The organism is Methylobacterium sp. D48H (assembly GCF_053345715.1).
On the sequence record NZ_JBKFAP010000005.1, the window covers coordinates 218630 to 245114 of the forward strand.

Sequence of the window (26485 nt, forward strand, 5' to 3'; positions counted from 1 at the left end):
CGGCCGCTCGGCGGGGCACGCCGCCCCGTCATCGCGCGGCGAAGCGCGTCGGGGCAGCGCGCGTTCGGTGACCGTGGCGCCGCCTGGATCGCTTCGCTGCGCTGGCAAGGAGGGGGCCAGCCCGGTTCCTTCGATGGTTTGTGGGTCAACCCGGTCCCGACGCACGCCCCACGGGCGTGCGTGCGTAGAGATCGGCCACGGCACACTCGAGGCCGAAGACGGGGAGCGCCAGACGATCATCCCCGGTGAGGCGGGTGCGGGTCCAAGTCTCACCGCTGCGCACGGAAAGAGACAGTGCGCAGCTCCTCTGCTCGATCAGAAGCACGGCCTGACAGAGCGGCAACGCCTCGTAGCCCGCGCGCTTGACGTCGATCTTCGTCCGGTGCGTACCGGGCAGCTTCCGGTGATCGCTCGGCGAGAGGATCTCGGCAGCGAGGTAACAGCCCTCGACCACGTTCTGGTCGGGCTCGATGGTCGCCGCATCGATGACCGCGACATCCGGGACGTAGGTGTGTCCCGTGAGGAACGGCCTGAGGTCGATGGCGGGATCGTGGATGGCGATCCACGACGAGCCCGACCGCTCCAGAGCCGCGTTCAGCAGGCGCTGGAAATTCACGACCACGACCTGATGGATGAGGCTCGGCCGGGCCTGCATCACGATCTGGCCCTCGATGAGCTCCCACTTCTCCTCATCGGGGCGCGTCTCGATGAAGTCCCGGAAGCCCCGATGGGGATCGGTCCTGTGGATGGGCGGGGTCTTGAGAGTCGTCATGGGCAGCCAGGGCCGAGTCGACGGAGATCGAGGATTCCGCCGACGGTTCGCCCGGTCAAGGGCGCCTAACCCGGCGGGATACGCCCCACCGAGCACAGGGTGCGCATCGTGCTGCTGCCCGGGTCGGTGTAGCAGGAGGCCGACCAGCCGTTCTGCTGGATGAACGACTTGCGCCGCTCCGCCAGCGCGGTCCGGTAGGCGCTGGCGATGATCGGCTCGACGGTCGCGGCCGGTTGGCCGACGAGGATCTCGGAGGCCACCGACAGGTCGCGGAAGAAGGTCGCCGAGGGGCTTGGCTCGGCGGAGGTCGCCTGAACGATCGGCTCGGCCCGGCAGGTGACGTCGAACTTGATCGGGCCGGCCACGCGGATGTCGATGCTCGGCCCGGCGCGCTTGCCGACCCGGCCGCCGATCGCGTCGGCGATCTGGCGGGTGAGGTCGTCGCAGCTGTCGGCCCGGGCGGCCTCCGCCAGGAGGGGCAGGGCCGCGCAGGCGGCGAGGAGGAGGCGCGGGACGGCGAAGCTCGACATCGCCGCACTCTACGCGCGGCGCGGGGCCTGTCGAGGGGCTGGTCGAAGTGCCGGCCTCAGTGGAAATCCCGGCTGGGGAACACGCGCCGGTCCGGGGGCACGCCGAAATCCGTGTTCTCGGGCGGCAGCTTCATGCCGGCCTCGCGCAGGTCGCGCAGGGCGGCGGTGAGGTCGCGAAACCCCTCCGCCACGAGGTGGACCACCCCGTCCGCCCGCTGGATCCGGCCGCGCACGGCGAGGAACCGCGCCTGCATGGCGATCCGGCGGTTCGCCTCGAACACGGTCTTCCAGACGATCACGTTGGCGATACCGGTCTCGTCCTCCAGCGTCAGGAAGACCACGCCCTTGGCGGTGCCGGGCCGCTGGCGGATCAGCACGAGCCCCGCCACCGTGACCCGCGCCCCCTGGGGCAGCGCCGGATCGAGATGGGCCCGGGCCGGAATCGCGCCGATCCGGGCGAGCCGCCCCCGGAAGAACGCGACCGGGTGCCCCTGGAGCGACAGGCCGGTGGCGGCGTAATCCTCGGCCACGGCCTCGGACGGGGCCAGGGGCTGAAGGTCCACCGCCGGCTCGTGCCGGAACAGGCCGTCATCGGCGTGCCACGCGAAGAGCGGCAGGGGTGCGTCGAGAAGATGGGCGCGGCGCTCGCTCGCATCGGCCTTGGCGGCCTTGCGGGATGACGTCCCTTCCAGGGTGCGGACCATCCACAGGGCGGCGCGCCGGTCGAGGCCGAGCGAGCGGAACGCGTCCGCCTCCGCCAGCCGCTCCAGGGCGTTGCGGGGCAGGGCGAGGGACGCCTGCAGGCCCTCGATGCTGGCGTAGCCGTTGGCGCGCAGCCGCACGAGCCGGCGCATCGCGGCCTCGGGCAGGCCGCGCACGACGCGCAGACCGATCCGCACGGCGTGCAGCGCCGGATCCCCGGCCGGCTCCAGGGTGCAGTCCCAGTCGCTGGCGTTGACGCAGACGCCCCGCACCTCGACCCCGTGGGCCCGGGCGTCGCGCACCAGCTGGGCCGGCTGGTAGAAGCCCATGGGCTGGGCGTTGAGGATCGCGGCCAGGAAGACGTCGGGGTGCCGGCACTTCATCCAGGCCGAGGCGTAGACGAGGAGCGCGAAGCTCGCCGCGTGGCTCTCCGGGAAGCCGTAGGTCGAGAAGCCCCGGATCTGCGCGAAGCAGCGCTCGGCGAAGTCCTGCGGGTAGCCCCGGCGGGTCATGCCGCCCACGAACTTGTCCGCGAAGCCGCCGATCGACCCGACGTGGCGGAAGGTCGCCATCGCCCGGCGCAGCCCGTCGGCCTCGGCCGGGGTGAAGCCCGCCGCCGTGATGGCGATCTGCATGGCGTGCTCCTGGAACAGCGGCACGCCGTAGGTCTTCTGCAGGACCTCCTTCAGCTCGTCCGCCGGGCCGTGATCCGGGTGCGGGGCCGGGTACTCGACCGGGTCGATCCCGGAGCGTCGCCGCAGGTAGGGATGGACCATGTCGCCCTGGATCGGGCCGGGGCGCACGATCGCGACCTGCACCACGAGGTCGTAGAACTCCCTGGGCTTAAGGCGCGGCAGCATCGACATCTGCGCCCGGCTCTCGACCTGGAACACGCCGACGGAATCGGCCTTCGTCAGCATCGCGTAGGTCGCGGGATCGTCCTGCGGCAGGTCGGCCAGCGTCTCGTAGAAGGTGCCGTGATCCTTCTCCAAGAAATCGAGGCCGCGCTTGAGGCAGGTCAGCATGCCGAGCGCCAGCACGTCGACCTTCATCAGGCCGATCGCGTCGATGTCGTCCTTGTCCCACTCGATGAAGGTGCGGTCCGCCATGGCGCCGTTGCCCACCGGCACGGTCTCGTCGAGGCGGCCGCGGGTCAGCACGAAGCCGCCGACATGCTGCGACAGGTGGCGGGGGAAGCCGATCAGCTGGTGGGCGAGGTCGAGCGCCTGCCGGATCGCCGGGTTCTCCGGGTCGAGCCCGGCCTCGCGCACGTGCTGGTCCGGCATGCCGGTGCCCCAGGAGCCCCAGACCGTGTCGGCGATCGCCGCGGTCACGTCCTCGGTCAGGCCCAGGACCTTGCCGACCTCGCGGATCGCCATGCGGGGCCGGTAGTGGATCACCGTGGCGCAGAGGGCGGCGCGCTCCCGGCCGTAGCGGGCGTAGAGGTGCTGGATCACCTCCTCGCGGCGCTCGTGCTCGAAGTCGACGTCGATGTCGGGGGGCTCGCCGCGGTTCTCCGAGATGAAGCGGGCGAAGAGCAGCCGGTGCTTCGACGGGTCCACCGCGGTGATGCCGAGGCAGAAGCACACGGCGGAATTGGCCGCCGAGCCGCGGCCCTGGCACAGGATGCCCCGGCCGCGGGCGAACTCGACCACGTCGAACAGGGTCAGGAAGTAGCGGGCGTATTTCATCTTGGCGATGAGCCGCAGCTCCTCGCGCAGCGTCGCCGCGACGCCGTCCGGGACCTCGCCGCCGTAGCGCCAGCGCGCCCGTTCCCAGGTCTTCTCCTCCAGGTATTCCTGCGGCGTGCGCCCGGGGGGCACCGGCTCGTCCGGGTACTCGTAGTGCAGCTGCGACAGGCTGAACGCGCAGGCCTGCGCGATCTCGACGGTGCGGGCGAGCGCCTCCGGGTGGTCGGCGAACAGCCGCGCCATCTCGGCGGCGGGCTTCAGGTGGCGCTCGGCATTGGCCTCCAGGCGGTAGCCGGCCTCCCCGATCCGGCAGCCCTCGCGGATGCACGTGACCACGTCCTGCAGCGGGCGTCGCTCGGGATGGTGGTAGAGCGCGTCCGAGACCGCGACCATCGGGGCGCCGGAGGCCGCGCCCAGCTCGGCGAGCAGCCCGAGGCGCCGCCGCTCGTCGCCGCGGCGCGTGTGGCTCGCGCCGAGGAAGGTCCGGCCCGGGGCGGCGGCGGCCAGCGCCTCCAGCCGCGCCCGGAACCCCTCCGGCAGGCGCCGGGCCGGCGGCATCGCGATGAACATCTGCCCCTCGGCGGCCTCCACCATCTCGGCGAAGGAGAAGCGGCACGCGCCCTTGCGGACGCGCCGGTTGCCCAGGGTGAGCAGCCGGCAGAGGCGCCCCCAGGCGCCCCGGCCCATCGGGTAGGTGACGGCCTCGAACCCCTCCTCGGTGACGAGGCGCACCCCCGGCAGGATCCGGATCGGTGTGCCTTCCTGGTCGAGCGCCAGCGCCGCCGCATGCGCCCGGACCACGCCGGCCACGGTGTTGCGGTCGGCGATGCCGATGGCCGCGAGGCCGTAGGACGCCGCCTGCACAACGAAGTCCTGCGGATGCGAGGCGCCGTGCAGGAAGGAGAAGTTCGTGGTGACGGCGAGCTCGGCGTAGGCGGGGCCGCTCACGCGAAGAGCCCGTGGACGTACCACGCGGCCGGGCGATCAGGGGCGTGCGGGCCGTCGCGGTAGAGCCAGAGCCGGTGCCCGGCCTCGCACTCGATGCGGTAGTAATCGCGATCCGCGCCGGGCGCGCGCCACCATTCGGCGGCGATCCGCTCCGGCCCCTCGGCGTGGGCGACGCGGTGGACCCGGGCGCGCCAGCGGAAGCGCCGGGGCGGCCCCTCCGGGACGGTCGAGAGCACGTCGAGGGCGGCCTCGCCGCGGGGGAAGATCACCAGGGGGCGGGGCGGGAGGTGGTCGGGCCAGGGGGACGCGCCGGTGCGTGCCTCCTCTTCCGCCGCTGGGCCGGAAGGCTCAGCCATCACGGTTGAACGCCGACGCTGAAGGAGCGCACCCGCCCCCCGCTCCCGTTCGGGAGCGGGGGGCGGGAGAGGCGCCCGTGGCCGGCCGACGCCTCGATCGGTCGACGGTCCGTGCCCCATTCCGGCAACCCAGACGCGGCTCCGGTCGGCCCGCTCCGGCAGGTGGCTCGCCCGCGGCTCGAGCCGCAGGAGCGCCCGCCCGAGGCGCTGCGCCAGGGCGTCGGCCAGGAACCCGATCCCGTCGCCCGGGGCCGCCGCGCCGAGATCCGTCTGGCGGGCCGGCATGGGGCCGGTCACCGTCACGGCGAGCGCCACCGTCTCGAAGCCGAAGCCGGCGTCGAGGGCGGGGCCCAGCCGGTCGAGGCGCAGGGCGACGAGGGCCGCGACCCGCTCAGGATCGCGCTCGGGGCGGGACAGGCCGAGATCGATCACCCGCAGGGCGCCGTCGACCCGGTGCAGGCCGAGGCGCAGGGCGCAGGCGCCGAGCCCGTCCCGCTCCAGCCGCGGCGCGGTCTCCGCCATCAGGTCCCGGGCGGTCCGGACGATGTCCGACTGCCGCCCGATCGGGTCGAGGAAGCCGCGGGCGGCGGCGTAGGCGGTCGCCTCCGTCAGGGGCGCCAGCGGCTCGGGCCGGCGGCCCAGGGCCTGGTCGAGCCGCAGCAGCAGCGCCGCGCCGAAGCGGCGGGCGAGGGGCCCCCGGGGCAGGGCGTCGAGCTCGCCGATCCGGCGCAGGCCGAGCCGCTTCAGGCCCGCGACCGTGCCGGGATCGAGGCGCAGGGCGTCCACCGGGAGGGCCCGCAGGGCCTGCGAGGCCCCGCCCGGCGGCACCACGACCGGATCAGGCCCGCCCTGCCGCGCCAGCGCGAAGGCGGCGCCGGGCGTGTCGGCCAGCGCGATCCCCGCCGGTACGCGGCTCCGCGCGAGCCGGGCGGCCAGGTCCGCGACGAGATTCGCCTCGCCGCCGCGCAGGTGGCTCGCGCCGGCGACGTCGATGTAGAGCCCGTCCGCCGCCTCGCCCGGCCCGAACGGCGCCACGTGGGGCGCGTAGCCGCTCGCCCAGCGGCAGAGCCGCAGCAGGGCATCCCGGTCGGCCTCCGGGTCGGCCGGGTAGACCTGGAGCGGCACGCCGATCCGCGCCCGGACCCGGCCGAGGGGCTCGCCGACCCGGAGGCCGAGGGCGCGGGCCTCCGGGTCGAGGGCCACGAGCCGCAGCCCGCCGGACCCCTCGGCCGCCACCGCGAGGGGGCCGCGCTCAGGCGCGAGACCGGCCCGCCGCAGCCGCGTCACCGGCCAGTGGCTCAGGCAGATGCAGACGATGCGCGGCATGGTCCCACTCCAGAAGCCAGTCGCCGCCCCGCCCGTTGCGGCAGCGCTCGAGCCGCGCCCGCCAGCGCGGCCTGTCCAGGGTCCCGAACCGGTCCCGCGCCGCCGGCGCGGCGGCGATCCGCCAGCGCGTGGCGGCCCCGTTGGGCAGGCTGGCCGGCGCCGGCCGCAGGATCAGCAGCAGCGGCGGCGCCGGCCCTTCCGCGGCGAGCTGCAGGCGCCGGCCCGGCTTCAGCGGCAGCCCGTCCCGCAGGAGGCCGATCAGGGCCGTGAGCGCCCGCGCGTGCAGGGCCGCCTCCAGGGCGCGGAACACCTCCGCGTCGCTGCCGGCTTCCAGCAGCAGCAGGCGGCCGGGGTCGAGGCCGAGGCCGGCGAGGCCGTGCCCGTAGGGCAGGGGCTGGCCGGGCGCCGCGGCGATCAGCGCTTCCCCCGGCTCCCGGGCGAGCTGGCGGGCGCAGAGCGCCAGGGCGAAGCCCAGGGCCGCGATCGCGTCCGCGGGCTCGGCCGGCGCGATCTCGTGGGGCGGCCCGAGGGCGAGACCGCCGCCCGGCAGGTGCGCGTCGAGATCCGGAACGCCCAGCGGCAGGACCGGGGCCGGATCCCGGCCGCGATCCGGCGGCGCGAGGCGCGCCCGCAGGACCGCCAGCCGGGCCCGGGGATCGCCCCGCGCGATCGCCGCCTCGGTCTCGTCGGCAGGGTCCAGCCCCATCTCCATCGGCTCCGGTCATGCTGGACGATAGGAACATAACAGGAACATGCACAAACGGTTTCCGCGGGGTCCCGGAATCGCACGTGGCGGCAGCGGCTTGGCCTGTGGACGGCTGTGGACGCCTGTGGAATCGGCCGCCCCCGCGGGGTCCGAGGTCGCGGTTGACCGCAATCGCAGGGCGAGACCAATGTCCGGACGCCGCGCGCGTGACGCGGCCGAACCGGACCGCGCATGCGCTCAGCCCTCAGCTCAGCCCTCACCCTGACGCTCCTGCTCGCCCTGCCGGGCGCGGCGCTCGGCCAGCAGGCGGATCCGCCGGGTGCCGCCGCCCCGGATCCGGCCGCGTCCGCCCCCGCGACGGGGCGGGCGCGCCCGGCCCGCCCGCGGGTCCGCCACGCGCAGGCCCCGAGCCAGCCGATCATGGTCTACGACGCGCGGATCGAGGCCGGCGACCTGAGGATCTCGGGCTCCGTGCGCAAGCCCGGCGCGATCGTGGTGCTGGACGACGACATCTCGATCCAGGCCGACCGGCGCGGCCGGTTCACCTTCCGGCTGCCCTACCGGCCCTCGACCTGCGTGGTGACGCTGAAGGCGGAGCCGGACGAGCGCGAGGCGGTCGTGGCGAACTGCGCGCCCGAGGGTCCGCCCGGACCGCCCGGTCCCCAGGGTGCGGCGGGACCGCCCGGCGAGACGGGGGCCAAGGGCGAGACAGGGGCCAGGGGCGAGACCGGTCCCAAGGGGGATCAGGGTCTCAAGGGAGATCAGGGCCTCAAGGGCGATACGGGTCCCCAGGGCGAGCCCGGCCCGAAGGGGGAGCCCGGTGCCACGGGCGCGGCCGGCCCGCAGGGCGCACCGGGCCCGAAGGGCGACACGGGAGCCTCGGGCCCGCCGGGCGCACCGGGCTCGCGGGGGCCGATCGGGCCGCAGGGCGGCCCGGGCCCGAAGGGCGAGGCCGCCAGCCTGCGGCCCGTGCGCAAGTCCGACTGCCCGGGAGGCTGCGCGATCACCTGCGGGACCGGGGAGATGCTGGTCACGGCCCACTGCCTCAAGGGCGGCGCGCCGGTCTACGACGGGGAGGGCGCCAGCTGCCCGGCGGAGGCGACCGGCATCGTCGGGTTCTGCACGCGGCCGTGAGCCGGGCGGGTCAGCCGCCGGTCTCGCGCAGCCAGTCGAGCATCCCGGCGGCGGCCGACCGGCCGCCCGCGAAGGCGCCCTGGAGGAGGTAGCCGCCGGTCGGCGCCTCCCAGTCGAGCATCTCGCCGGCCAGGAACAGGCCGGGATGGGCGCGCAGCATGGACCGCCCGTCCAGCGCGTCGAGCCGGACGCCGCCCGCCGTCGAGATCGCCCGCTCGATCGGCGCGGAGGCGGTGAGGGTGACGGGCGCCGCCTTGATCAGCTCGGCGAGGGCCCCGGGCTCCGCCGGGAGGGCGGCGCCGGCCGCCTCGCGCAGCAGCCCCGCCGCCGCGGGCGCGAGGCCCGCGGCCTTGCGCAGCCGGGTCGCGGCCGAGTCGCCCGGCCGGGCGCCGGACAGGCGGCGGGCGAGGGCATCCCGGGTCAGGTCCGGGCGGAGATCCACGACGAGCCGCGCGCTGCCCCCGGCCGCGATCGCCTCGCGCAGGACGCGCGAGAGGGCGTAGACCGCCCCGCCCTCGAGGCCGGCCTCGGTGATCACGGCCTCGCCCCGCACCGTTGTGCCCGCGCAGGTGAGCGCCACCCGCTTCAGCGGCGCGCCGGAGAACCGCTCCCGGAACAGGTCTGACCACGCCGCCGCGAAGCCGGCATTGGCCGGACGCAGGGGCGACACCGCCACGCCGAGCCCCTCGAGGAGCGGCACCCAGCGCCCGTCCGAGCCGAGGCGCGGCCAGCTCGCCCCGCCCAGCGCCAGCAGGGTGGCGCGCGGCCGGAGGTCCAGGGGACCGTCCGGGGTCTCGAAGCGCAGGCCCCCGGCGATCCCCGTGAGCCGGTGGCGGGTGCGGATCCGGACGCCGAGGCGGTCGAGCCGCGCCAGCCACGCCCGCAGCAGGGGCGAGGCCTTGAAGCTGCGCGGGAAGACGCGCCCGCTCGTGCCGACGAAGGTCGGCTCGCCGAGATCCGCGCACCACGCCCTGAGCGCGTCGGGCGGGAAGGCCGCGATGGCCGCATCGAGGGCGCCGCGCGGATGGTAGCGGGCGAGGAACTCGGCCCGCGCCTCGCCGTGGGTGATGTTGAGGCCGCCGCGCCCGGCGATCAGCAGCTTGCGGGCGACCGACGGCATGCGCTCGTAGACCGTGACCGCGCGGCCGGCCTCGCCCAGCACCTCGGCCGCGGCGAGCCCGGCGGGCCCCCCGCCCACGATGGCGATTGCGTCCCTGTCATCCGGCATGGGGCGGGAGAGCGACAGCCCGGCACCCTCTGTCAAGGGCGAAGGCCGGATCGGCGCCGGGCGCCATGGGCCGGCCTCCGGCGTTGCGCTAGGAAACGGACACGCCCGAACGCACGTTCTTCCCGATCCCGGGCGCCGCGGTTACCGGTGCACCGGCCCGCGACCGCGGCCCGCCCGCGCCCCCCTCATGCCGCCCCAGGCCCCGTCCGTCCCGGACGGTCGGCCGGCACGGTCCGGATCAGAGGCTCTCAGACACGTGGCCAGTCCCGTCGCCGTCACCGAGATCCAGCCGCAGGCCCAGGCGCAGGCCCAGGCGCGGCCCGCCCCGCAGGCCGCGCTCAGCCCCGGCGAGATCCGCGCCATCGTCTACGGGCTGATGACCGCGATGCTGCTCGCGGCCCTCGACCAGACCATCGTGGCGACCGCCATGCCGACCATCGGCCTCGACCTCGGCGACGCCGCGAACCTGCCCTGGATCGTCACCGCCTACCTGCTGGCCTCCACGGCGGTGACCCCGCTCTACGGCAAGCTCAGCGACATCCACGGCCGGCGGGTCATGCTGCTGATCGCCATCGCGACCTTCGTGGTCGGCTCGCTCGCCTGCGCGCTCGCGCCCACGATGGTGGCGCTGGCGCTCGCCCGAGGTCTCCAGGGTGTCGGCGGCGGCGGGCTGATCGCCCTGGCGCAGACCATCCTGGCCGACATCATGTCGCCCAAGGAGCGGGCGCGCTACCAGGTGGTGATCGCGGGCGTGTTCGTGACGGCCTCGGTGGCGGGGCCGCTGCTCGGCGGCCTCTTCGCCCAGCACCTGCACTGGTCCCTGATCTTCTGGATCAACCTGCCGATCGGCGTCCTCGCCTTCGCGCTCACCAACGCCAACCTCAAGCGCCTGCCCCGCCACGAGCGCCGCCACCGGCTGGACTATCCCGGCGCCGCCCTGATGGTGGCGGGCTCCGTCACCCTCCTGCTGGCCCTGAGCTGGGGCGGGGTGCGCTATCCCTGGGACTCGGCGCCGGTCCTCGCCCTCCTCGCCGGGGCGGCCGTGCTGGGCGGCGCCTTCGCGGCGCGGCTCGCCACGGCGGCCGAGCCGCTGATCCCCACGGAGGTGCTCAAGGACCGGGTGGTCTACAGCGCGACGCTGGCCGCGTGCTTCGCCATGGGCACCTTCATCGGGCTCACCATCTACGTGCCGATCTTCCTCGAAGGGGTGATCGGGCTCTCGGCGAGCGAGTCCGGGGTGGCCCTGGTGCCGCTGATGATCGGCACCGTCACGGGCGCGACCCTGTCGGGCCGGTCGATGCTCCATTTCCGGCACTACAAGCGCGTGCCCCTGGCGATGATGTGCGTCAGCCTCGCCTGCTGCGCCACCATCGCCTGGCAGGGCCGGGCGCTGCCCTTCTGGCTCATGGAGGTGCTGTTCGCGCTGCTCTCCATGGGGATCGGGACGATCCTGCCGCTCTCGACCATCTCGATCCAGAACGCGGTGGAGACGCACCAGCTCGGCATCGCCACCGCCGCGATGAACTTCTTCCGCTCCCTCGGCGGGGCGCTGATCGTGGCGGCCTTCGGCACGATCGTGCTCGGCGGCGCCGCCGGCGGGGCGGGGGGAGGGGCCCACGACGTGGAGAGCCTGATCCGCGGCGCGGACCCGGCCCAGCTCGCCCTGACCTTCCGCCACGTCTTCCTGGCCGCCTGCCTCGGCCTGCTCGGGGCCTTCACGTTCCTGGCGCTGATGGAGGAGCGGCCCCTGCGCGAGCGCACGTCGCCCAGGATGGCCGCCGAGACCCCGGAGGCCTCCGCCTGACGGCCTCGCGGCACCGGACGCGTTCCCTCAACCCCCGCGTTCCCGTCCGGGACCGGAGGTCGCCCCGACACGCGCGCCCGCGTCGCATCGGGGCCACGGGGGCCGGAGATCGTCACCGGCCCGCGCACCGCCCGGGCATCTTGCCCTTGATTCGCCCGGATCACCCCTTACGTCGGCCCCATCGGCTGCGGGCCCCTCTGGCGGGCGCTCCTCAGCGCCCGTGATGTCGGAGCCGATGCTTTCCATTTGGAATCAGCATCAGGTCCCGCACATGATGGACGTCCTCACCGTCGAATGGCTCGGCAAGCCGTTGTGGATGTGGCTCGGGTTCCACGTCCTGATCGCCTGCCTGCTCGCCTTCGACCTCGGGCTCCTCCACCGCGACAAGGAGCACGAGATCGGCGTCCGGGAGAGCTTGGCTCTCACCGGCTTCTACCTCGCCCTCGGCCTCGCCTTCGGCGGCTGGATCTGGTGGTATCTCGGGCCGTCTTCCGCCGAGGAGTACGTCACCGGCCTCGTGGTCGAGAAGTCGCTGTCGATGGACAACGTCTTCGTCATCGCCATGATCCTCACGGCCCTGGGCATCCCGCGGGCGGCCCAGCACCGGGTCCTCCTCTGGGGCATCCTGGCGGCCGTGGTGCTGCGCGGCCTGATGATCGGGCTCGGTGCCGCCCTGGTGCACGAGGTGCACTGGGTGCTCTCCCTGTTCGCCGCCTTCCTGATCTACGCCGGCCTGAAGATCCTGATCGCGGGCGACGAGGAGGAGGGCGACTTCCAGAACAGCGCCGTCGTGCGCTGGTTCAAGACGACCTTCCGGGTCACCCCCGACCTGCACGGCCAGCGCTTCACCGTGCGCAAGACCGACCCGAAGACCGGCAAGGTCGCCCTGTACTTCACACCGCTGGCCCTCGCCCTGGTGCTGGTGAACGGCGCCGACGTGATCTTCGCGGTCGACAGCGTGCCGGCGATCTTCGCGATCACCACCGACACGTTCGTGGTCTACACCTCCAACATCTTCGCGATCCTGGGCCTGCGCGCCCTCTACTTCGCCCTCGCCGCGATGGTCGACCGGTTCGCCTACCTGAAGACGGCCCTCGCCTTCATCCTGATCTTCATCGGCGCCAAGATCGTGGTCGCCGACACGTTCGAGCTCGTCCACGTGCAGCCCTGGGTCTCCCTGGTGGTGACCCTGACGCTGCTGGCGGCCGGCGTCGTCTACAGCCTCTGGCGGACCCGGACCGACGCGCCGGTCGCGCCGGCCCCTGAGGCCGGGCACCCCCGTGAGGCCCGGGCCCACCGCGCCTGAGGGGGCCCGGCGGGCGCCCGGCCCTCAGGCCGGCGGCAGCGCCGCGATCAGGTCGCGCAGGGTGGTGATGGTCGAGGCGTCGGCCACGCCGTCCACCCGCGCCGGGCGGAAGTGGCGCTGGAACGCGGTGACCACCGCCTGGGTGCGCGCGTCGAACAGCCCGGTCACCGGCAGGTCGTAGCCGTAGAGCGCGAACATCGCCTGCAGCGCCTCGACGGGCTGGCCGGCATCGCCCCGCGCGAAGAACCGGCCGTCCTGGAGGCGGGCGGGGGGCACGCGGTGGCCCACCCCCGCCGCCGCCAGACGGTCCCATGGAAAGATCTCTCCCGGATCCTCCTTGCGCTCGGGCGCGACGTCGGAATGGGCGAGCACCCGCTCCGGCGGGATCGGCCAGCGGCCGAGGATGTCCCGGGCCAGCGCGATCACCGCCTCGACCTGCGCCTCCGGGTAGGGCGGCAGGCCGCCGGCATGGCCCGGATGGACGATCTCGATCCCGATCGACCGGGAATTGACGTCGGTCTCGCCCTTCCAGGCGCCGGCGCCGGCGTGCCAGGCCCGGCGGGCCTCCGGCACCATCTGGACGATCCCGCCATCCTCGAACACGAGGTAGTGCGCCGAGACCTCGCTCAGCGGGTCGCGCAGGCGCGCGAGGGCGGCGGCCCCGCTGTCCATCCCGGTGTAGTGCAGGATCAGCATATCGAGCGGCCCCGCGCGGCGGGCGCCGTGGTTCGGCGAGGGCGCGACGCGGCGGGCGAGGGGGCTGTCGGGGGTCAGGCTCACCGCAGCCCGCGCTCCTGCGCGATCCGGTCATAGGCGGCGTTGATCGCGGCGAGCCGCCGCGTGGCGATGGCCACCGCCTCCGTCGGCAGGCCGCGGGCGAGCGCCCGGTCCGGGTGGTGCTCGGCCACCAGCGCCCGGTGGCGGGCCTTCACGGCGGCGTCGTCCGCCTCGCGGTCGAGCCCGAGGACGCCGTAGGGATCGTCCGGCAGCCGCACGTGGCGGGCGGCGATGCGCCGGAACGCCGCCTCGTCGAAGCCGAAGATGCCCGAGACCGCGCGCAGGTAGCGCTCCTCGGCCTCGTGCAGCGCCCCGTCGGCGCCGGCGATCTGGAACAGGCCGTCGAGCACGTCCTCGAGGAGCGCCGGCTCGTCGCCGAAGGTGGTCGCCAGCTGCTGGGCGTAGGCCTCGAAGCCGTTCGTGGTCTTCTTGGCGAGGTCGAACAGGCGCTCGACGCCCGCCCGCGCGGACGGCTCCACCTGCACGACCCGGCCGAACGCCTCGACCTCCGAGGGCAGCACGACGCCGTCGGACTTGGCCATCTTGGCGGCGAGCGCCACGAGTCCGGTGGTGAACACGACGTCGCGCGGCGTCCGCCCGAAGGGCGCGCCGACGCGGTCGAGCAGGAAATGACCGGCGACCCCGCCGATCAGCGCCCCGAGGGGGCCGCCGATCGCGAGGCCGAATCCGGCGCCGCCGAGCTTGCCCCAGACGCCCTGAGTCTTGGTCGCCTGATTCATGGGACGACCGGTCCCGGCGCTGATCCTCGGCTCGGCTCTGTCATCGGCGGCGGCGGGGTTCCGGCACCGGGACGGGCCCGGCCGAGCGACGGGATAGCCGCTCCGCACGCCGCGAGGAAGGGCCGGGGCGCGCCCGGCCCTTCCCCTTCAGCTCAGCGGCAGTACACGTTGCCGTAGGCGTCGCGATAGGTGCCGTAGGGGCAGCGCGGCGCGGTCGAGGCGCCCACGATGGCGCCGCCGGCGCCGCCGATCGCGGCACCCGCCAGGGCACCGCCCGCGCGGCCGGTGGCCGCCGCGCCGATCGCGGCACCGGTCAGGGCGCCGAGGCCGGCGCCGCCCAGAGCCCGGTCCTCCGGGGTGTTGCAGCCGGCGAGCGAGAGGGCGGCGATGGTGGCGATGGCGGCGGCCGTCAGCTTCTTCATGGTCCCCAGAACTCCCTTGTGAATCCGGTCCGGCCGGTGGCCGTGATCGTTGCGGATCGGGTCGAGCTTAGCAGGAAAGGAATGTCGGCCATACGGCTAAGGTTCCATCGGCCGCGAGACGCGTTGCCAGACGAGTTGCGCCCGGTTCCCGTCTCGCCCTATGCCACGTTCGGAGGCGCTCCGGCCGCGGTGCCGCGACGCCCTATCCGGCACCACGCCCGGCACCAGTCCGGCACATGTCCGAGGGTCCCATGCCGACAGCCACCACGATCGTCCGCCGGGCCGCGGTCCGCGCCGACCGCGTCGCCGACACGGTGACCCTCGACCGCGCGGGCCGGGCTGCCGTCGCCGGATCCCTGGTCGCCGAGGGCGGCCTCAGCTTCGACGTCGCGCTCACCAAGGCCGCGGCGCTCGAGGACGGCGACGCCCTGCGCCTCGACGACGGCCGGCTCGTCGCGGTGCGGGCGGCCGCCGAGGACCTCCTGGAGGTGCGCGCCGAGAATCCGGCCCGCCTGCTGCGCCTGGCCTGGCAGCTCGGCGGCAGCCACGTGGACGCCGAGATCGGCGCGGACGTGCTCTACGTGCCGGCGACGCCCGCCGCGGCCGAGCTGGTGCGCGGGCAGGGCTGCGTCGCGACCCCGGTCTCCCGTGCCTTCCGTCCCGAGCAGGCCGCCCACGATCACAGCACCTGCGGGCACGATCACGGGCACGACCATCACGCCCACCATCATCACGACCACGGGCATGAGCACGGCCATGAGCACGGCCATGAGCACGGCCATGACCACGGGCATGACCACGGGCATGACCACGCCCACGCGCACGATCATGGGCACAGCCACGATCACGGGCACGAGAAGCACGGCCACGATCATGCCCACGGTCACAGCCATGATCACAGCCATGATCACAGCCATGATCACGGCCATGATCACGAGCACGGGCACCAGAAGCACGGCCACGTGCACGGTCCCGGCTGCGGCTGCGGCCACGATCACTAGCGGTTGAGCCGGGCCCGATCGGGGATCCCGCACCGGGCACACACCGCGGACGGTCCGCCACCGTCACGCGGCCCTCACACAGCCCTACGCGACCGTCACTCTGCCGGGACGAAGCGCAGCGTGCCGGCGCGCCGCGTGGGCTGGCCGGTGTCGTTCGTGTGATTGACGCCGTCCATCACCGGGACCTCCGGAAAGTCGAAGGGACTGACCCCGTCCAGGCAGGCCACGTTGACGGCGTGGACGTTCGGGTCCGACCGTCGCTGATGGTGCGTGTAGACGCCGCAGCGGGAGCAGAAGAAGTGCTGCGCCGCCCCGGTATGGAACCGGTAGGTCGTCAGCGCCTCCGCCCCCTCCAGGATCCTCACCCCGCCCGGCCGCGCCATGACGACGACGGCGCCGCGCATGCGGCAGTAGGAACAAGTGCAGCGTCGGATCGACGCGAGATCGTCGTCGAGGGCCGCCTCGAAGCGCACCGCCCCGCAGTGGCAGCGTCCGGACCAGGTCGTCGCGTCGTCCGCCATGGTGCTGGGCATCCCGTGCGTTTTCCTGCGATCGGGCGCGGTGGCGGAGCCAGCCGGCACACCGGACCCTAAGTTTCCGGCACCGTGCGGACAATCACCATGTCCTCACACGATGTGTCAGGAAAACTCACGCAGGGACTCCGGCGGGCCGAGATCCCTGCCGGTCACAGGCGCTTCGGGACGGGCCTGAGGCAGTAGAGGCGCGACGCCTCGGCGGACAGGCTGTCCTGGGCGGCCACGCACTGGTCGAGGGTGAGGCCGATGCTGGACGCGTAGGGCTCGTTGGGCGACAGCGCCGCGCGGGCGAGGGCCGCCAGGTACAGCAGGAACGCCGCGACCGCGACGACCAGCGCGGCGACGAGGACGCGGTTCAGCAGCATCGCCGGCGACCGCTCACGGGATCCCGACCAGCAGCAGCGCGAGCGCGAGCACCGTGAGTCCCGCTCCGATCAGCGTCACGGCGGTGTAGTCGCGTCCGGACCGCCGCGCGGGCGCGCGACCGGGCCGGATCGTGATCCGCGCCCCGGATCCCTGCGCGGGACCCGGATCCCCGGGCCGGCTCACTGCAGCAGACCCCACAGGCCCGTCGCCAGTCCGAAGGTGAGCGAGAGCATCGCTGCGCAGATCAGGACCCGGTCGATCACGCGGGCGGCCCGATCCTCCGGCTGAACGTCGATCATGGCGGGACCTCCTCTCGGCCAGAGTGACGAGCGGCTGTTGCTGACCTGTGTCGGCCCCTCGCCGGCACACGGGTTCGTGTTGTCCGCGAGGGGGGAGGGGGGCGGGCGGCCTCGAACGGGGCTGTGCCGGCAGGGCGCGGCGCCAGGGCACCGGAACACCCGGGATGCCGTGCGGTTGGACCGGCATCCCCATCGGAGACGACGCGTGACCACGGATCCGCTGCACAAGTATCCCCGCCCGCCCTTCGCGGCGCAGCCCCAGAGCTTCCCCGGCAAGACCGGCCGCATGGAGCCCGAACCCGACCACGGCGAGGCGAGCTACAAGGGCTCGGGCAAGCTGACCGGCCAGGCCGCGCTGATCACCGGCGGCGATTCCGGTATCGGCCGCGCGGTCGCCATCGCCTTCGCCCGGGAGGGGGCCGACATCGCCATCTCCTACCTGCCGGACGAGCAGGCCGACGCGGAGGCGGTCGCCCAGTGGGTCGAGAAGGCGGGTCGGCGGGCGCTGCTCCTGCCGGGTGACCTCAAGGACGCCGCCTACGGGCGCCAGATCGTCGCCCGCACCGTCGAGACGTTCGGGCGCCTCGACGTGCTGGTCAACAACGGCGCGTTCCAGCAGCCGAACGAGGACCTCGCCGCGATCGACGACGCCGTGTTCGAGGACCATTTCCGCACCAACGTGTTCGGCGCGTTCTACGTGACCAAGGCGGCGCTCGCCCATCTGAAGCCCGGCGCCTCGGTGATCTTCACCTCCTCGGTGAATTCCAAGCACCCGATGCCGTCGCTCATGGCCTACAGCGCCACCAAGGGCGCCCTGAGCAACATGGTGCTCAGCTTGGCCCAGCTCCTCGCCGAGAAGGGCGTGCGCGTGAACGGCGTGCTGCCCGGGCCGATCTGGACCCCGTTCATCCCCTCCGGGATGAGCCAGGATTCGGTGAAATCCTTCGGCAGTCAGGTGCCGTTCGGCCGGCCCGGACAACCGGCCGAACTCGCCTCGGCCTACGTGATGCTGGCCTCCGAGGAGAGCAGCTACACGTCGGGCGCGCTCGTCACGGTGGCCGGGGCCATGCCGGTGTTCTGACGCGCCTCTCCCGCGCGTTTCCCGGACAGGCCCGCGGCAGCGGCGCCCGTCCGGGGCGACGGCGCGCTCAGGCGGCGCGCATCTCGACGAGGAAGCGCATCACCTCGGCGCGCAGGGCCTCGGCGCTGCGGCAGACGTCGCCGGCCGCGGCACCGACCTCCCCGGCCACGCGGTGCGTCGCCTCCGCCGCCGACGAGGCCGAGACCACGTTCGCGCTCACCGCGTCGGTCCCCCGGGCGGCCTCGTCGATGTTCTGCGAGATGTGCCCGGTGGCGAACCGCTGCTGCTCGACCGCCGCCGCGATCGCGCTGGCGATCGCGTTCATCGTGTCGACGGTCCTCCCGATCGAGTGGACCGCGCCGACCGCCTCCGTCGTCTCGCCCTGGATCGCCGCGATCTGCGCGGTGATCTCCTCCGTGGCCTTCGCGGTCTGCCCGGCCAAGCCCTTCACCTCGGCGGCGACCACCGCGAAGCCGCGCCCCGACTCGCCCGCCCGCGCCGCCTCGATCGTGGCGTTCAGCGCCAGGAGGTTGGTCTGCTCGGCGATCGCCGAGATGATCCGCACGACTTCCCCGATCCGCTCCGCCGCCCCGGCGAGGCCGCGGATCTGCCGGTCGGTCCGCTCCGCCTCGCTCACCGCCTGACCGGCGATCGCGGCCGACTTGGTGACCTGCCCGCCGATCTCGCCGATCGAGGCGGACAGCTCCTCGGTCGCCGCCGCCACCGTCTGCACGTTGGCGGCGGCCTGCTGCGCCGCCCCGGCGGCCGAGCCGGCCTGCCGCGACGCCTGCGCGGCGGTGTCGGCCATCGCCCGACAGGCCTCCCGCATGCCGGCCGCGGCGGTGTCGACCCGTGCCAGGAGCTGGCTCGCCTCGGTGTCGAAGCTGCGGGTCACCGCCTCCATCCACTGGGCCCGCTCCTGCCGACGCTCCTGCTCGGCGCGCTGCTCGGTCGACAGGGTCCGCGCCTCGATCATGCTGTCCCGGAACACGCCGGCGGCCTCGGCCATCTGGCCGATCTCGTCGCGCCGGCCGAGACCCGGGATGGCGACGTCCGTCGCGCCGCCGGCGAGGCGGCGCAGGGCGGCCGTGAAGGCGCTCAGGGGGCGGGTGATGCTGCGCGCCAGCAGGAACCCGACCAGCCCGATCCCGATCGCGAGGGGGATCAGCCAGAGCAGGGTGGTGACCATCCGCGCCCGGTCCAGGGCGTGGATGTCGTCCACGTACAGGGCCGAATTGATGACCCATTGCCAGGGCTCGTAGGCGAGCGAGTAGGCGACCTTCGGGGCGGGCTCGGTCTCGCCGAGGCGGGCCCAGCGGTACTCGGTGAAGCCGCCGCCCTCCCGGGCGTGCTGGATCATCGTCCAGACGAAGGTCTTCTTCATCGCCGCGTCGTCGCGGGACCGCGTGCCCTCGATCTTGGGATCGGGATGCACGACGTTGCGGCCGATGTTGCCCGGCTCCGAGCTGTAGACGAAGACGTAGTCGCCGCCGTTGTAGCGCATGGCCCGCAGCGCCTCCGCCGCGCGCCGCCGCGCCTCGTCGGCCGAGACGGCGCCGGCCTCCGCCTGCCGGGCGAACGCCGCCACGATGCCGTGCGCCGACTCGACCTGGGCGCGGATGGCGGCCTTGCGCCCCTCCATCATCACCGCGCCGACGGACGAGACCTGGACGCCCACGATCGATATGAATGCCAGAAGGATGCTACTGATAAGACAAAATATCTTTCTACCGATCGACATATCAAATATTCCTAACTATAAATAAAGCTACACCGCGAAGCTCGCGGATCGAATCAACTGTCCTTCGGCGCCGCGCCCGCCGATCATCTGCCGAACATTGGAATAATTCCATTCCGGCCACACATGTGAGATATGCTTCATCGCGCTCCCGGCGGAGCGGTCGGCCGGGACGATCGACCTCGTCGCGGACGGTCTCGTGCCGCCGTCGCACGGCCCGCGGGCGCCGATCGGCGGGCCGGACCGCGAGCGGTCAGGCCAGTCGAAGGCGGCGACGGACGCGCGCATCGCGGCGCCGGAGCGGGCGAGGCAGGAACACGACGTTCGAGAGGTGCACGCCGCGCGACACGCGGCGGGCCAGCGAGCCGCCGGTCGTCCACGCCCGCCCGTCGGCCGCGCTCGACCGGCTGCTCCGGGCGGCCTGCCGCCGGTCCGCTCCCGGGAGTCAGGGCGGGGGAGGCGGATTGCGCGCAGGTCCCGGCGGTGAATCGTCGGACGCTATCACGCCCCGTGGAGCGCGCGGCGCGCGGCCCGACCGCGACATCGATTTCCGGCGTCCCGGCCGAGAGAATGCCCGGGGCTGACCCGGATCGCGCCGGTGCGGCCTCGAACCCGGAGGCTCCGAGCGCGGCGGGCTCAGGGATCGCGGTGCCGCTCGCGGGCGACATGCGCGCGCCGCCGCGCCGTCAGCCTACCGCCTCGGCGCGGCGCGGGCGCTCGGCCCGGTCGCCGGCCACCCGCGCCGCCTCGACACCGCGCGCCGGAAGCGACGCGGCGGCGCGCGGTCCCGCGCGGAGCGCGTGACGCGCCGCGGTGACGTGAGGCGGCATCGACGGCGCTGCGCGCGTCGCGGTCCGACGCGACGCGCCGCTCCGGCGTCAGCGGAGAAGGTTCGGGGGCACCGGCGGGCTCGCGTTGAGCAGCGTGATCGTCACCCGCCGGTTCGGCGCGAGATAGGGATTGTCCGGGAAAACCGGCTCCGTGTCGCCGCGTCCCGACACGGAGGAGAAGTTGTCGTTGGGAACCCCGGCACCCGACAGGACCTCGCGCACGGCGAGGGCACGCCCGGCGGAGAGGTTCCAGGGCTCGCCGGCCCGCGTCGAGCCCGGGCGCGCGACGGCCGTGTAGCCGGTGATCGACAGGCGGTTGGGCAGCCGCCGGATGGCGGGCGCGAGGGCCTCCAGCACGCGACGGGTGCGGTCGTAGGGCTCGACGGACCCCTCGCGGAACATGGAGCGGCCGTCCTGGTCCACGAGGGAGACGTTCACGCCCTCCTTGGTCTGCTCGATCACGATGTTCTTCGACAGTTCGGCGATGTCGGGCATCGTCTGGAGCGCCTGCCGGAGGCTGGCTATGGCGCTGAAATTGGCCTCCACGTTGGCGACCGGGCGGCTGGCATCGACGTCGCTGACGCGCCCCGGGCTGGTCGGGCGCGTGATCTCCTCCCGCTCGGCGGAGCCCCGCTCCGCGTCGCGGGGCGTGGACGGCTTGTTGCCGGACGTGTCGAGGGCGGTCCCGTACAGGATTCCGCCGGCGCCGCTGGTCGCAGGGCTCAGAGCCGCCGGCGAGAAGTACTCCGCCAGGCCGATCTTCTGCTCCTGCGTCGTCATGCTGATCAGCCACATCAGCAGGAAGAACGCCATCATGGCGGTCACGAAGTCCGCGTAGGCGATCTTCCAGGCCCCGCCGTGGTGGGCGTGGGCTGCCTTCTTGACCTTCTTGATGATGATCGTCGCCATGGACTCCCTCCCGGATGTCGGATCAGCTCTGGGCGGGCAGAGCGGCGGTCGCCGCTTCCACTTCGTTGAAGGTCGGGCGGACGTCGCTCATCAGGGACTTGCGGGCGAACTCGACCGCCATCACCGGCGGCTGGCCGGCGATGTGGGCGAGCAGCCCCGCCTTGAGCGAGAGATAGTACTTGGACTCGGCCTCGAAGAGACTCTTGAGCGACTGCGCCATGGGCCCGAAGAAGCCGTAGGCCACGAAGACGCCGAAGAAGGTGCCGACGAGCGCGCCGCCGATCAGGTGCCCCAGCACCTCCGGCGGCTCCTTGATCGCCCCCATCGTCTTGATCACGCCGAGCACGGCGGCGACGATGCCGAGCGCCGGCGTCCCGTCGGCAAGCGACTGCATGGCCGAGACGACGCGCTCCTGCTCCTGATGGTGCGTCTCCAGCTCCTCATCCATGAGCGCGTCGATCTCGTGGACGTTGTTGGCGCCCAGCGTCACCATGCGCATGTAGTCGCAGACGAACTCGACCGCGTGGTGGTTCGCCGCGAAGGTCGGGAAGGCGTTGAACAGCGTCGACTCGCCCGGATCCTCGATGTGCGGCTCGAGCGCCATCGCACCCTTCTGCTTCGCGAGCTTGAACAACGAATACTGCATTCCCAGCAGTTCGACATAGGATTGCTGGTTGTACTTGGGGCCCTTGATCAGCGTGCCCAGCATGGCGGGCACGGCCTTGAGCACCGGCCCGGTGTTGCCGATGACGAAGGCGCCGATCGCCGCACCCAGGATGATGACGAACTCGAACGGCTGCCACAGGACCAGCAGATGGCCGCCCATCGCCGCGTAGCTGCCGAAGACGCAGGCGAAGACGATCACTGTGCCGACGATCAGCCGCATGATGTGCCATCCTTGCGCGGCGGCAGATGCACCCCGCGCGACGCTACCAATGACCTGGGAAATCACTGATCTTGGTTAACGGCGCGTTTAGAGCCGCGGCGGGCGCGCCGGTCGACGGTCCGGGCCCCGCGGTGGACCGTGCCGTCTCTTTTGACGACGGTCCGGGCGTGATACCCCGTCGTCCCGTGCTTCCCGGCGGACTCGACGATAGGCCCCCATCGCGCCCCCCGCGGTGGGACCGGACGGGGCCGAGCAGGCACGGCACAGCCGGATTCCGAGCAGTCCGACGCCCGATGGGGCATCGCCGAGGTACAGCACGAGAGCGACAGCAAGTGATTGCCGCAACGGAAGAACCCCGAACTCTCAGCGGATGGCGCTTCTCCGTCGCCCCGATGATGGACTGGACGGACCGCCACTGCCGGGCGTTCCACCGGTCCCTCTCGGCGCGCGCCCGCCTCTACACCGAGATGGTGACGACCGGCGCGGTGCTGCACGGGCCGCGGGAGCGCCTGCTCGGCTTCGCGGAGATCGAGCACCCGGTGGCGGTCCAGCTCGGCGGCTCGGACCCGGCGGACCTGGCGCGGGCCGCCCGGATCGCCGCGGATCTCGGCTACGACGAGGTCAATCTCAACGTCGGCTGCCCCTCGGACCGGGTGCAGGAGGGCCGCTTCGGCGCCTGCCTGATGCGCGAGCCGGCCCTGGTCGGCGACTGCGTCGCCGCCATGAAGGCCGCGGTCCCCGTGCCGGTGACGGTGAAGTGCCGGATCGGCGTCGACGACCAGGACCCCGAGGCGGCGCTCGACACCCTGGCCGACGCCGTGGTGGCGGCGGGCGTCGACGGGCTGATCGTCCACGCCCGCAAGGCCTGGCTCCAGGGGCTCTCGCCCAAGGAGAACCGGGACGTGCCGCCCCTCGATTACGGCCGCGCCGCGCGGCTGAAGCGGCGGCTTCCCGGCCTGCCGATCGCGGTCAACGGCGGCCTGCGCGACCTGGATTCCGCGCGGGCGCGGCTCGCCGAGGTCGACGGCGTCATGGTCGGCCGCGCCGCCTACACCGAGCCGGCGCTCCTGCTCGGGGTCGATCCCGACCTGTTCGGCGTGCCGGCCCCGGCCCCCGACGCCTTCGCGGCGGTCGCAGCGTTCGAGCCCTACATCGCCGCGTGCCTCGCCCGGGGCGAGCGCCTCCACGCGGTCACCCGGCACATGCTCGGCCTGTTCAACGGCCGGCCGGGCGCGCGGGCCTTCCGGCGCCACCTCTCGACCCACGGGATGCGCCCGGAGGCCGACCTCGCGACCCTGCGGGAGGCGGTGGCGCTGGTCTCCCGCGCCGCCCCCGAGGCCCGCGCCGCCTGAGCGCCTTGCGCGGCGGCCCGGTCAGGGCCGGCGCAGGATCAGGCGGTCGCCCCGGACCTCGTAGCCGGAGAGCCGCGACAGGAAGGTCTGGCCGAGGAGGTTCGCCGAGAGCGCGCCCGGCTTGGCCACCATGGCGTTGACCCGCCGCTCGGTGATCGTCCCGACGCTGAGCGAGTCGAGCTGGGTCGGCGCCGCGTAGGTGATGCCGTTGGCGGTGGAGACGCGGGCGGTGAACTCGGAGGGCGCGGGCGTGAGCCCCAGCGCGGCGGCGTTCTCGGCGGTGAGCACGACGCTGCTCGCCCCGGTGTCGAACAGGAAGGGCTGCACCCGGCCGTTGACCAAGGCGTCGACCCGGAAATCGCCGTCCGCCCGCCGGGTGACGGTGACGGCGCCGTCGCCGCTCGAGGTCGCGCTCCCCGGCCGGAGATCGCCGAGCACCCGGGCGCCGACATCCTGGATCCGGTCGCGGTAGCTGTAGCCGATCACCAGGGCGAGGCCGATCAGCGCCCAGGCCAGGAGCGCCTGCAGGTTCGCGCCGAGCCGGGCCGTGAACTGCCGCCAGAACCCGGCCACCACCAGGAGCAGGATCGTGCCGGTCCAGGCGAGGTTCGCCAACTGGCCGGGCTCGATCACGCCGCCGACGCTGTCGCTGCCGTCGCTGAGGACCAGGGCGACGAGAACCAGGGCGAGGGCCGCGAGGCCGAGATAGATCATGACGGCAGCGGCGCTTCCAGGGGGGTGAGGCCGGCGGCCCGCATCCGGGCGCCGAGCCCCGCCATCACGGCGCGGCGCCGGTCTTCCGACAGCGAGCCCCAGGCGGCGATCTCGTCGCGGGTCCGGCCGCAGCCGCAGCACAGGCCGGTCGCGGCGTCGAGGACGCAGACCTTGGTGCAGGGCGAGGAGGGTTTCGGCGCGGGCGGCATCGGTGATCCTTGGCCGGGGGATCGTGGCCGGGTCAAGACGCGGCGGCCTCCCTCAATCCGCCACGCCCGCCGTCGCCGCCACCAGGGCCAGCAGGGCGGCGATCTCCGCGACCTGCTGGCAGGCGCCGATGACGTCGCCGGTCTGGCCGCCGATCCTGGCGCGCGCCAGCCGGGTCAGGCCCAGGGCCGCGAGGCCGGCGCACAGGATCATCAGAGCGATCCCGCCGACAGGCAGGCCGAGGGGCACGGCGCCGAGCGCCAGCACCGCGCCGAGGCCCAGCGCGGTGGCGAGGCTCGCCCGCCCCGGGCGGCCGACCGAGGCGGAGAGGCCGCCCGGCCGCGCCGGCGCGAGCAGCACCATCGGGGCGAGGGCGGCGACCCGCGACAGGGCGGCCGCCAGGATCAGGCCGGTCACGGCCGCGTGGCCGATCCGGTCGAGGAGCGTCGCCAGGGCGCCGATCCGCAGGGCCAGCGCCAGGACCAGGGCGGCGCCGCCGTAGGCGCCGATCCGGCTGTCGCGCATGATCTCCAGGCGGCGCTCCCGCGTGGCGCCGCCGCCGAACCCGTCGGCGACGTCGGCAAGCCCGTCCTCGTGGAGGGCGCCGGTCGCCACCACGGCGACCGCCACCGCGAGGGTCGCGGCCAGGAACGGCCCGAGCCCGACGGCCCAGCCGGCCGCCAGCACCAGGGCGGCGGGCAGCGCCAGGATCAGGCCGGCCAGCGGCAGCATCCGCGGCAGGGTGGTGAAGTCGGGGCTCCGGTGCGGGTCCGGCTCGCCGGGCAGTTGCGGCACCGGCAGGCGGGAGTAGAAGCGCAGGCACCCGGCGAGGTCGTAGAGGGCGCCGCGCCCGGGCCAGTCGGCCTCCCCGCCGGTCTGCCTGTCCATCGCGGCCTCTCGCATCCGCCCGCCACCGCGCGCCGCTCCCGTATAGTCTCCCCGTCCGGAGGCGCCCACAGGAAATCATCGCCGCCATGACCGATTCGACGACCGCTCCCGAACCCGGCCCCTTCGACGACATCCGCAACCTGCTGAAGGCGATGCCAGGCCCCGACGCGGAGGCGAAGGAAGCCGTCGCGGCCCGGGACGCGACCCTGACGAAGCCCGCCGGTTCGCTGGGGCGCCTGGAGAGCCTCGTGACGTGGCTGGCGGCGTGGCAGGGCAAGGCGCCGCCGACCTTCGACCGGCCGCTGGTCTGCGTCTTCGCCGGCAGCCACGGGGTCACGCGCCGCGGCGTCTCGGCCTTCCCGGACGCGGTCAACCGCCAGATGCTCGACAACTTCGCCGCCGGGGGCGGGGCGATCAACCAGATCTGCGCGGCCTACGGCCTCGGCTTCAAGGTGTTCGACCTCGCCCTCGACATGCCCACCGGCGACATCGCGGAGGGGCCGGCCCTCGACGAGCGCGCCACGGTCGCCACCATGGCGTTCGGCATGGAGGCGGTGGCCGCCGGCACCGACTGCCTCGGCATCGGCGAGATGGGCATCGGCAACACCACGGTGGCGGCCGCCCTCTACGCCGCCCTGTTCGGCGGCGATCCCGCCCACTGGGTCGGGCGCGGCACGGGAGTCGACCGGGACGGCCTGTCCCGGAAGGTCGCGGCCGTGGAGGCGGCGCTCGCGCACCATGCCGGCCACCTCGACGACCCGCTCCAGGTCCTGGCGCGCCTCGGCGGCCGGGAGATCGCCGCCATGGCGGGGGCGATCCTGGCCGCGCGGCTGCAGCGCATCCCGGTGGTGATCGACGGCTACGTGGCGACCGCCGCCGCGGCCGTGCTGCACGCCGCCGACCCGGGCGCCCTCGACCACTGCCTCGCCGGCCACGTCTCGGCGGAGGGCGCCCACGCGGAGGTTCTGGAGCGGCTCGGGCTGGTGCCGCTGCTGGCGCTCGGCATGCGCCTCGGCGAGGCCTCGGGCGCCGGCATGGCGATGGGCCTGCTGAAGGGCGCGCTCGCCTGCCACACCGGCATGGCGACCTTCGCGCAGGCCGGCGTGTCGGGGAAGGGCGCGGGCTGAAGACGCGCGGGCACCTACGCCCTCGCGTCTTTGCGAGCGGAGCGAAGCAATCCAGGGCAGCGGGACGTCGGCAAGCGTAGCGTCGCTGGATTGCTTCGCTGCGCTCGCA

25 protein-coding genes are annotated in these 26485 nt (G+C 73.9%); 7 read left to right on the top strand and 18 right to left on the bottom strand.

The window, feature by feature from the left end:
- Positions 1-145 precede the first annotated feature (145 nt).
- From ACLBX8_RS12760 to ACLBX8_RS12780, 5 genes are all read right to left on the bottom strand, one after another.
- Positions 146-772: a Uma2 family endonuclease gene (locus ACLBX8_RS12760; RefSeq protein ID WP_042675400.1), complete on the bottom strand. Its 627-nt coding sequence runs from the start codon at positions 770-772 to the stop codon at positions 146-148.
- 65 nt (positions 773-837) lie between these two features.
- Positions 838-1302, bottom strand: a complete 465-nt coding sequence (locus ACLBX8_RS12765; RefSeq protein ID WP_447699107.1) for a hypothetical protein — start codon at positions 1300-1302, stop codon at positions 838-840.
- Positions 1303-1358: 56 nt separating this feature from the next.
- On the bottom strand, positions 1359-4643 hold the full coding sequence (locus ACLBX8_RS12770) for an error-prone DNA polymerase (RefSeq protein WP_447699106.1): 3285 nt from the start codon (positions 4641-4643) through the stop codon (positions 1359-1361).
- Positions 4640-6325 (bottom strand): Y-family DNA polymerase, encoded by a 1686-nt coding sequence (locus ACLBX8_RS12775; RefSeq protein ID WP_447699105.1) that lies wholly within the window; start codon positions 6323-6325, stop codon positions 4640-4642. The genes ACLBX8_RS12770 and ACLBX8_RS12775 overlap by 4 nt, the downstream gene beginning before the upstream one ends.
- The gene (locus ACLBX8_RS12780; protein ID WP_427507976.1) at positions 6252-7037 is read right to left on the bottom strand and encodes an ImuA family protein; all 786 of its coding nucleotides are present in this window, start codon (positions 7035-7037) and stop codon (positions 6252-6254) included. Before ACLBX8_RS12780 ends, ACLBX8_RS12775 begins: the two co-directional genes overlap by 74 nt.
- A gap of 225 nt (positions 7038-7262) precedes the next feature.
- Between ACLBX8_RS12780 and ACLBX8_RS12785 the strand changes: the two genes are divergently transcribed.
- Entirely contained in the window at positions 7263-8165 is a 903-nt protein-coding gene (locus ACLBX8_RS12785) for a collagen-like protein (protein ID WP_447699104.1), read from the top strand.
- A gap of 10 nt (positions 8166-8175) precedes the next feature.
- On the opposite strand, the gene ACLBX8_RS12790 is transcribed toward ACLBX8_RS12785, so the two are convergent.
- On the bottom strand, positions 8176-9393 hold the full coding sequence (locus ACLBX8_RS12790; protein ID WP_447699207.1) for a TIGR03862 family flavoprotein: 1218 nt from the start codon (positions 9391-9393) through the stop codon (positions 8176-8178).
- Positions 9394-9649: 256 nt separating this feature from the next.
- Here ACLBX8_RS12790 and ACLBX8_RS12795 point away from each other — a divergent pair, with 256 nt between their 5' ends.
- The gene (locus ACLBX8_RS12795) at positions 9650-11197 is read left to right on the top strand and encodes an MDR family MFS transporter (RefSeq protein ID WP_447699103.1); all 1548 of its coding nucleotides are present in this window, start codon (positions 9650-9652) and stop codon (positions 11195-11197) included.
- 271 nt (positions 11198-11468) lie between these two features.
- Positions 11469-12503: a TerC family protein gene (locus ACLBX8_RS12800; RefSeq protein WP_100252268.1), complete on the top strand. Its 1035-nt coding sequence runs from the start codon at positions 11469-11471 to the stop codon at positions 12501-12503.
- Positions 12504-12527: 24 nt separating this feature from the next.
- Here the strand turns inward: ACLBX8_RS12800 and ACLBX8_RS12805 are convergent, their stop codons facing one another.
- The 3 genes from ACLBX8_RS12805 to ACLBX8_RS12815 form a co-directional block, all read right to left on the bottom strand.
- Positions 12528-13283 carry an N-acetylmuramoyl-L-alanine amidase gene (locus ACLBX8_RS12805; protein ID WP_447696651.1) on the bottom strand — a complete coding sequence of 252 codons (756 nt, stop codon included), beginning with the start codon at positions 13281-13283 and terminating at the stop codon, positions 12528-12530.
- The gene (locus ACLBX8_RS12810; RefSeq protein ID WP_447681231.1) at positions 13280-14020 is read right to left on the bottom strand and encodes a TerB family tellurite resistance protein; all 741 of its coding nucleotides are present in this window, start codon (positions 14018-14020) and stop codon (positions 13280-13282) included. Before ACLBX8_RS12810 ends, ACLBX8_RS12805 begins: the two co-directional genes overlap by 4 nt.
- Before the next feature lie 152 nt (positions 14021-14172).
- Entirely contained in the window at positions 14173-14442 is a 270-nt protein-coding gene (locus ACLBX8_RS12815) for a hypothetical protein (RefSeq protein WP_012318984.1), read from the bottom strand.
- A gap of 251 nt (positions 14443-14693) precedes the next feature.
- Here ACLBX8_RS12815 and ACLBX8_RS12820 point away from each other — a divergent pair, with 251 nt between their 5' ends.
- Positions 14694-15443, top strand: coding sequence for an urease accessory protein UreE (locus tag ACLBX8_RS12820; protein ID WP_447715267.1), 750 nt, complete (start codon positions 14694-14696; stop codon positions 15441-15443).
- A 95-nt stretch (positions 15444-15538) separates the two neighbouring features.
- Here the strand turns inward: ACLBX8_RS12820 and ACLBX8_RS12825 are convergent, their stop codons facing one another.
- From ACLBX8_RS12825 to ACLBX8_RS12835, 3 genes are all read right to left on the bottom strand, one after another.
- Positions 15539-15964 (bottom strand): GFA family protein, encoded by a 426-nt coding sequence (locus tag ACLBX8_RS12825; protein ID WP_447699206.1) that lies wholly within the window; start codon positions 15962-15964, stop codon positions 15539-15541.
- Between the two features lie 164 nt (positions 15965-16128).
- Positions 16129-16344: a hypothetical protein gene (locus ACLBX8_RS12830; RefSeq protein WP_447699100.1), complete on the bottom strand. Its 216-nt coding sequence runs from the start codon at positions 16342-16344 to the stop codon at positions 16129-16131.
- Between the two features lie 13 nt (positions 16345-16357).
- Complete coding sequence (locus ACLBX8_RS12835) at positions 16358-16528, bottom strand: hypothetical protein (protein ID WP_447699099.1); 171 nt, start codon at positions 16526-16528, stop codon at positions 16358-16360.
- 321 nt (positions 16529-16849) lie between these two features.
- Here ACLBX8_RS12835 and ACLBX8_RS12840 point away from each other — a divergent pair, with 321 nt between their 5' ends.
- Positions 16850-17725, top strand: a complete 876-nt coding sequence (locus tag ACLBX8_RS12840) for an SDR family oxidoreductase (protein WP_091680254.1) — start codon at positions 16850-16852, stop codon at positions 17723-17725.
- Between the two features lie 67 nt (positions 17726-17792).
- On the opposite strand, the gene ACLBX8_RS12845 is transcribed toward ACLBX8_RS12840, so the two are convergent.
- The 3 genes from ACLBX8_RS12845 to motA form a co-directional block, all read right to left on the bottom strand.
- Positions 17793-19403, bottom strand: a complete 1611-nt coding sequence (locus ACLBX8_RS12845; protein ID WP_234082880.1) for a methyl-accepting chemotaxis protein — start codon at positions 19401-19403, stop codon at positions 17793-17795.
- A 938-nt stretch (positions 19404-20341) separates the two neighbouring features.
- Entirely contained in the window at positions 20342-21202 is an 861-nt protein-coding gene (locus tag ACLBX8_RS12850) for a flagellar motor protein MotB (RefSeq protein ID WP_056532644.1), read from the bottom strand.
- Between the two features lie 22 nt (positions 21203-21224).
- Positions 21225-22088 carry a flagellar motor stator protein MotA gene (motA, locus tag ACLBX8_RS12855; protein WP_020092314.1) on the bottom strand — a complete coding sequence of 288 codons (864 nt, stop codon included), beginning with the start codon at positions 22086-22088 and terminating at the stop codon, positions 21225-21227.
- 293 nt (positions 22089-22381) lie between these two features.
- Between motA and dusA the strand changes: the two genes are divergently transcribed.
- Positions 22382-23440: a tRNA dihydrouridine(20/20a) synthase DusA gene (gene dusA / locus ACLBX8_RS12860; RefSeq protein WP_447699098.1), complete on the top strand. Its 1059-nt coding sequence runs from the start codon at positions 22382-22384 to the stop codon at positions 23438-23440.
- A gap of 21 nt (positions 23441-23461) precedes the next feature.
- On the opposite strand, the gene ACLBX8_RS12865 is transcribed toward dusA, so the two are convergent.
- Genes ACLBX8_RS12865 through cobS form a run of 3 tightly spaced genes read right to left on the bottom strand, consistent with a single transcriptional unit; the run spans position 23462 to position 25249 of the window.
- Positions 23462-24154 (bottom strand): retropepsin-like aspartic protease family protein, encoded by a 693-nt coding sequence (locus tag ACLBX8_RS12865; RefSeq protein WP_447699097.1) that lies wholly within the window; start codon positions 24152-24154, stop codon positions 23462-23464.
- Positions 24151-24363 carry a DUF1289 domain-containing protein gene (locus ACLBX8_RS12870; protein WP_020092317.1) on the bottom strand — a complete coding sequence of 71 codons (213 nt, stop codon included), beginning with the start codon at positions 24361-24363 and terminating at the stop codon, positions 24151-24153. Before ACLBX8_RS12870 ends, ACLBX8_RS12865 begins: the two co-directional genes overlap by 4 nt.
- A 52-nt stretch (positions 24364-24415) precedes the next feature.
- On the bottom strand, positions 24416-25249 hold the full coding sequence (cobS, locus tag ACLBX8_RS12875; RefSeq protein WP_091925884.1) for an adenosylcobinamide-GDP ribazoletransferase: 834 nt from the start codon (positions 25247-25249) through the stop codon (positions 24416-24418).
- A gap of 86 nt (positions 25250-25335) precedes the next feature.
- Here cobS and cobT point away from each other — a divergent pair, with 86 nt between their 5' ends.
- Complete coding sequence (cobT, locus tag ACLBX8_RS12880) at positions 25336-26376, top strand: nicotinate-nucleotide--dimethylbenzimidazole phosphoribosyltransferase (protein WP_100251971.1); 1041 nt, start codon at positions 25336-25338, stop codon at positions 26374-26376.
- Positions 26377-26485: the final 109 nt, after the last annotated feature.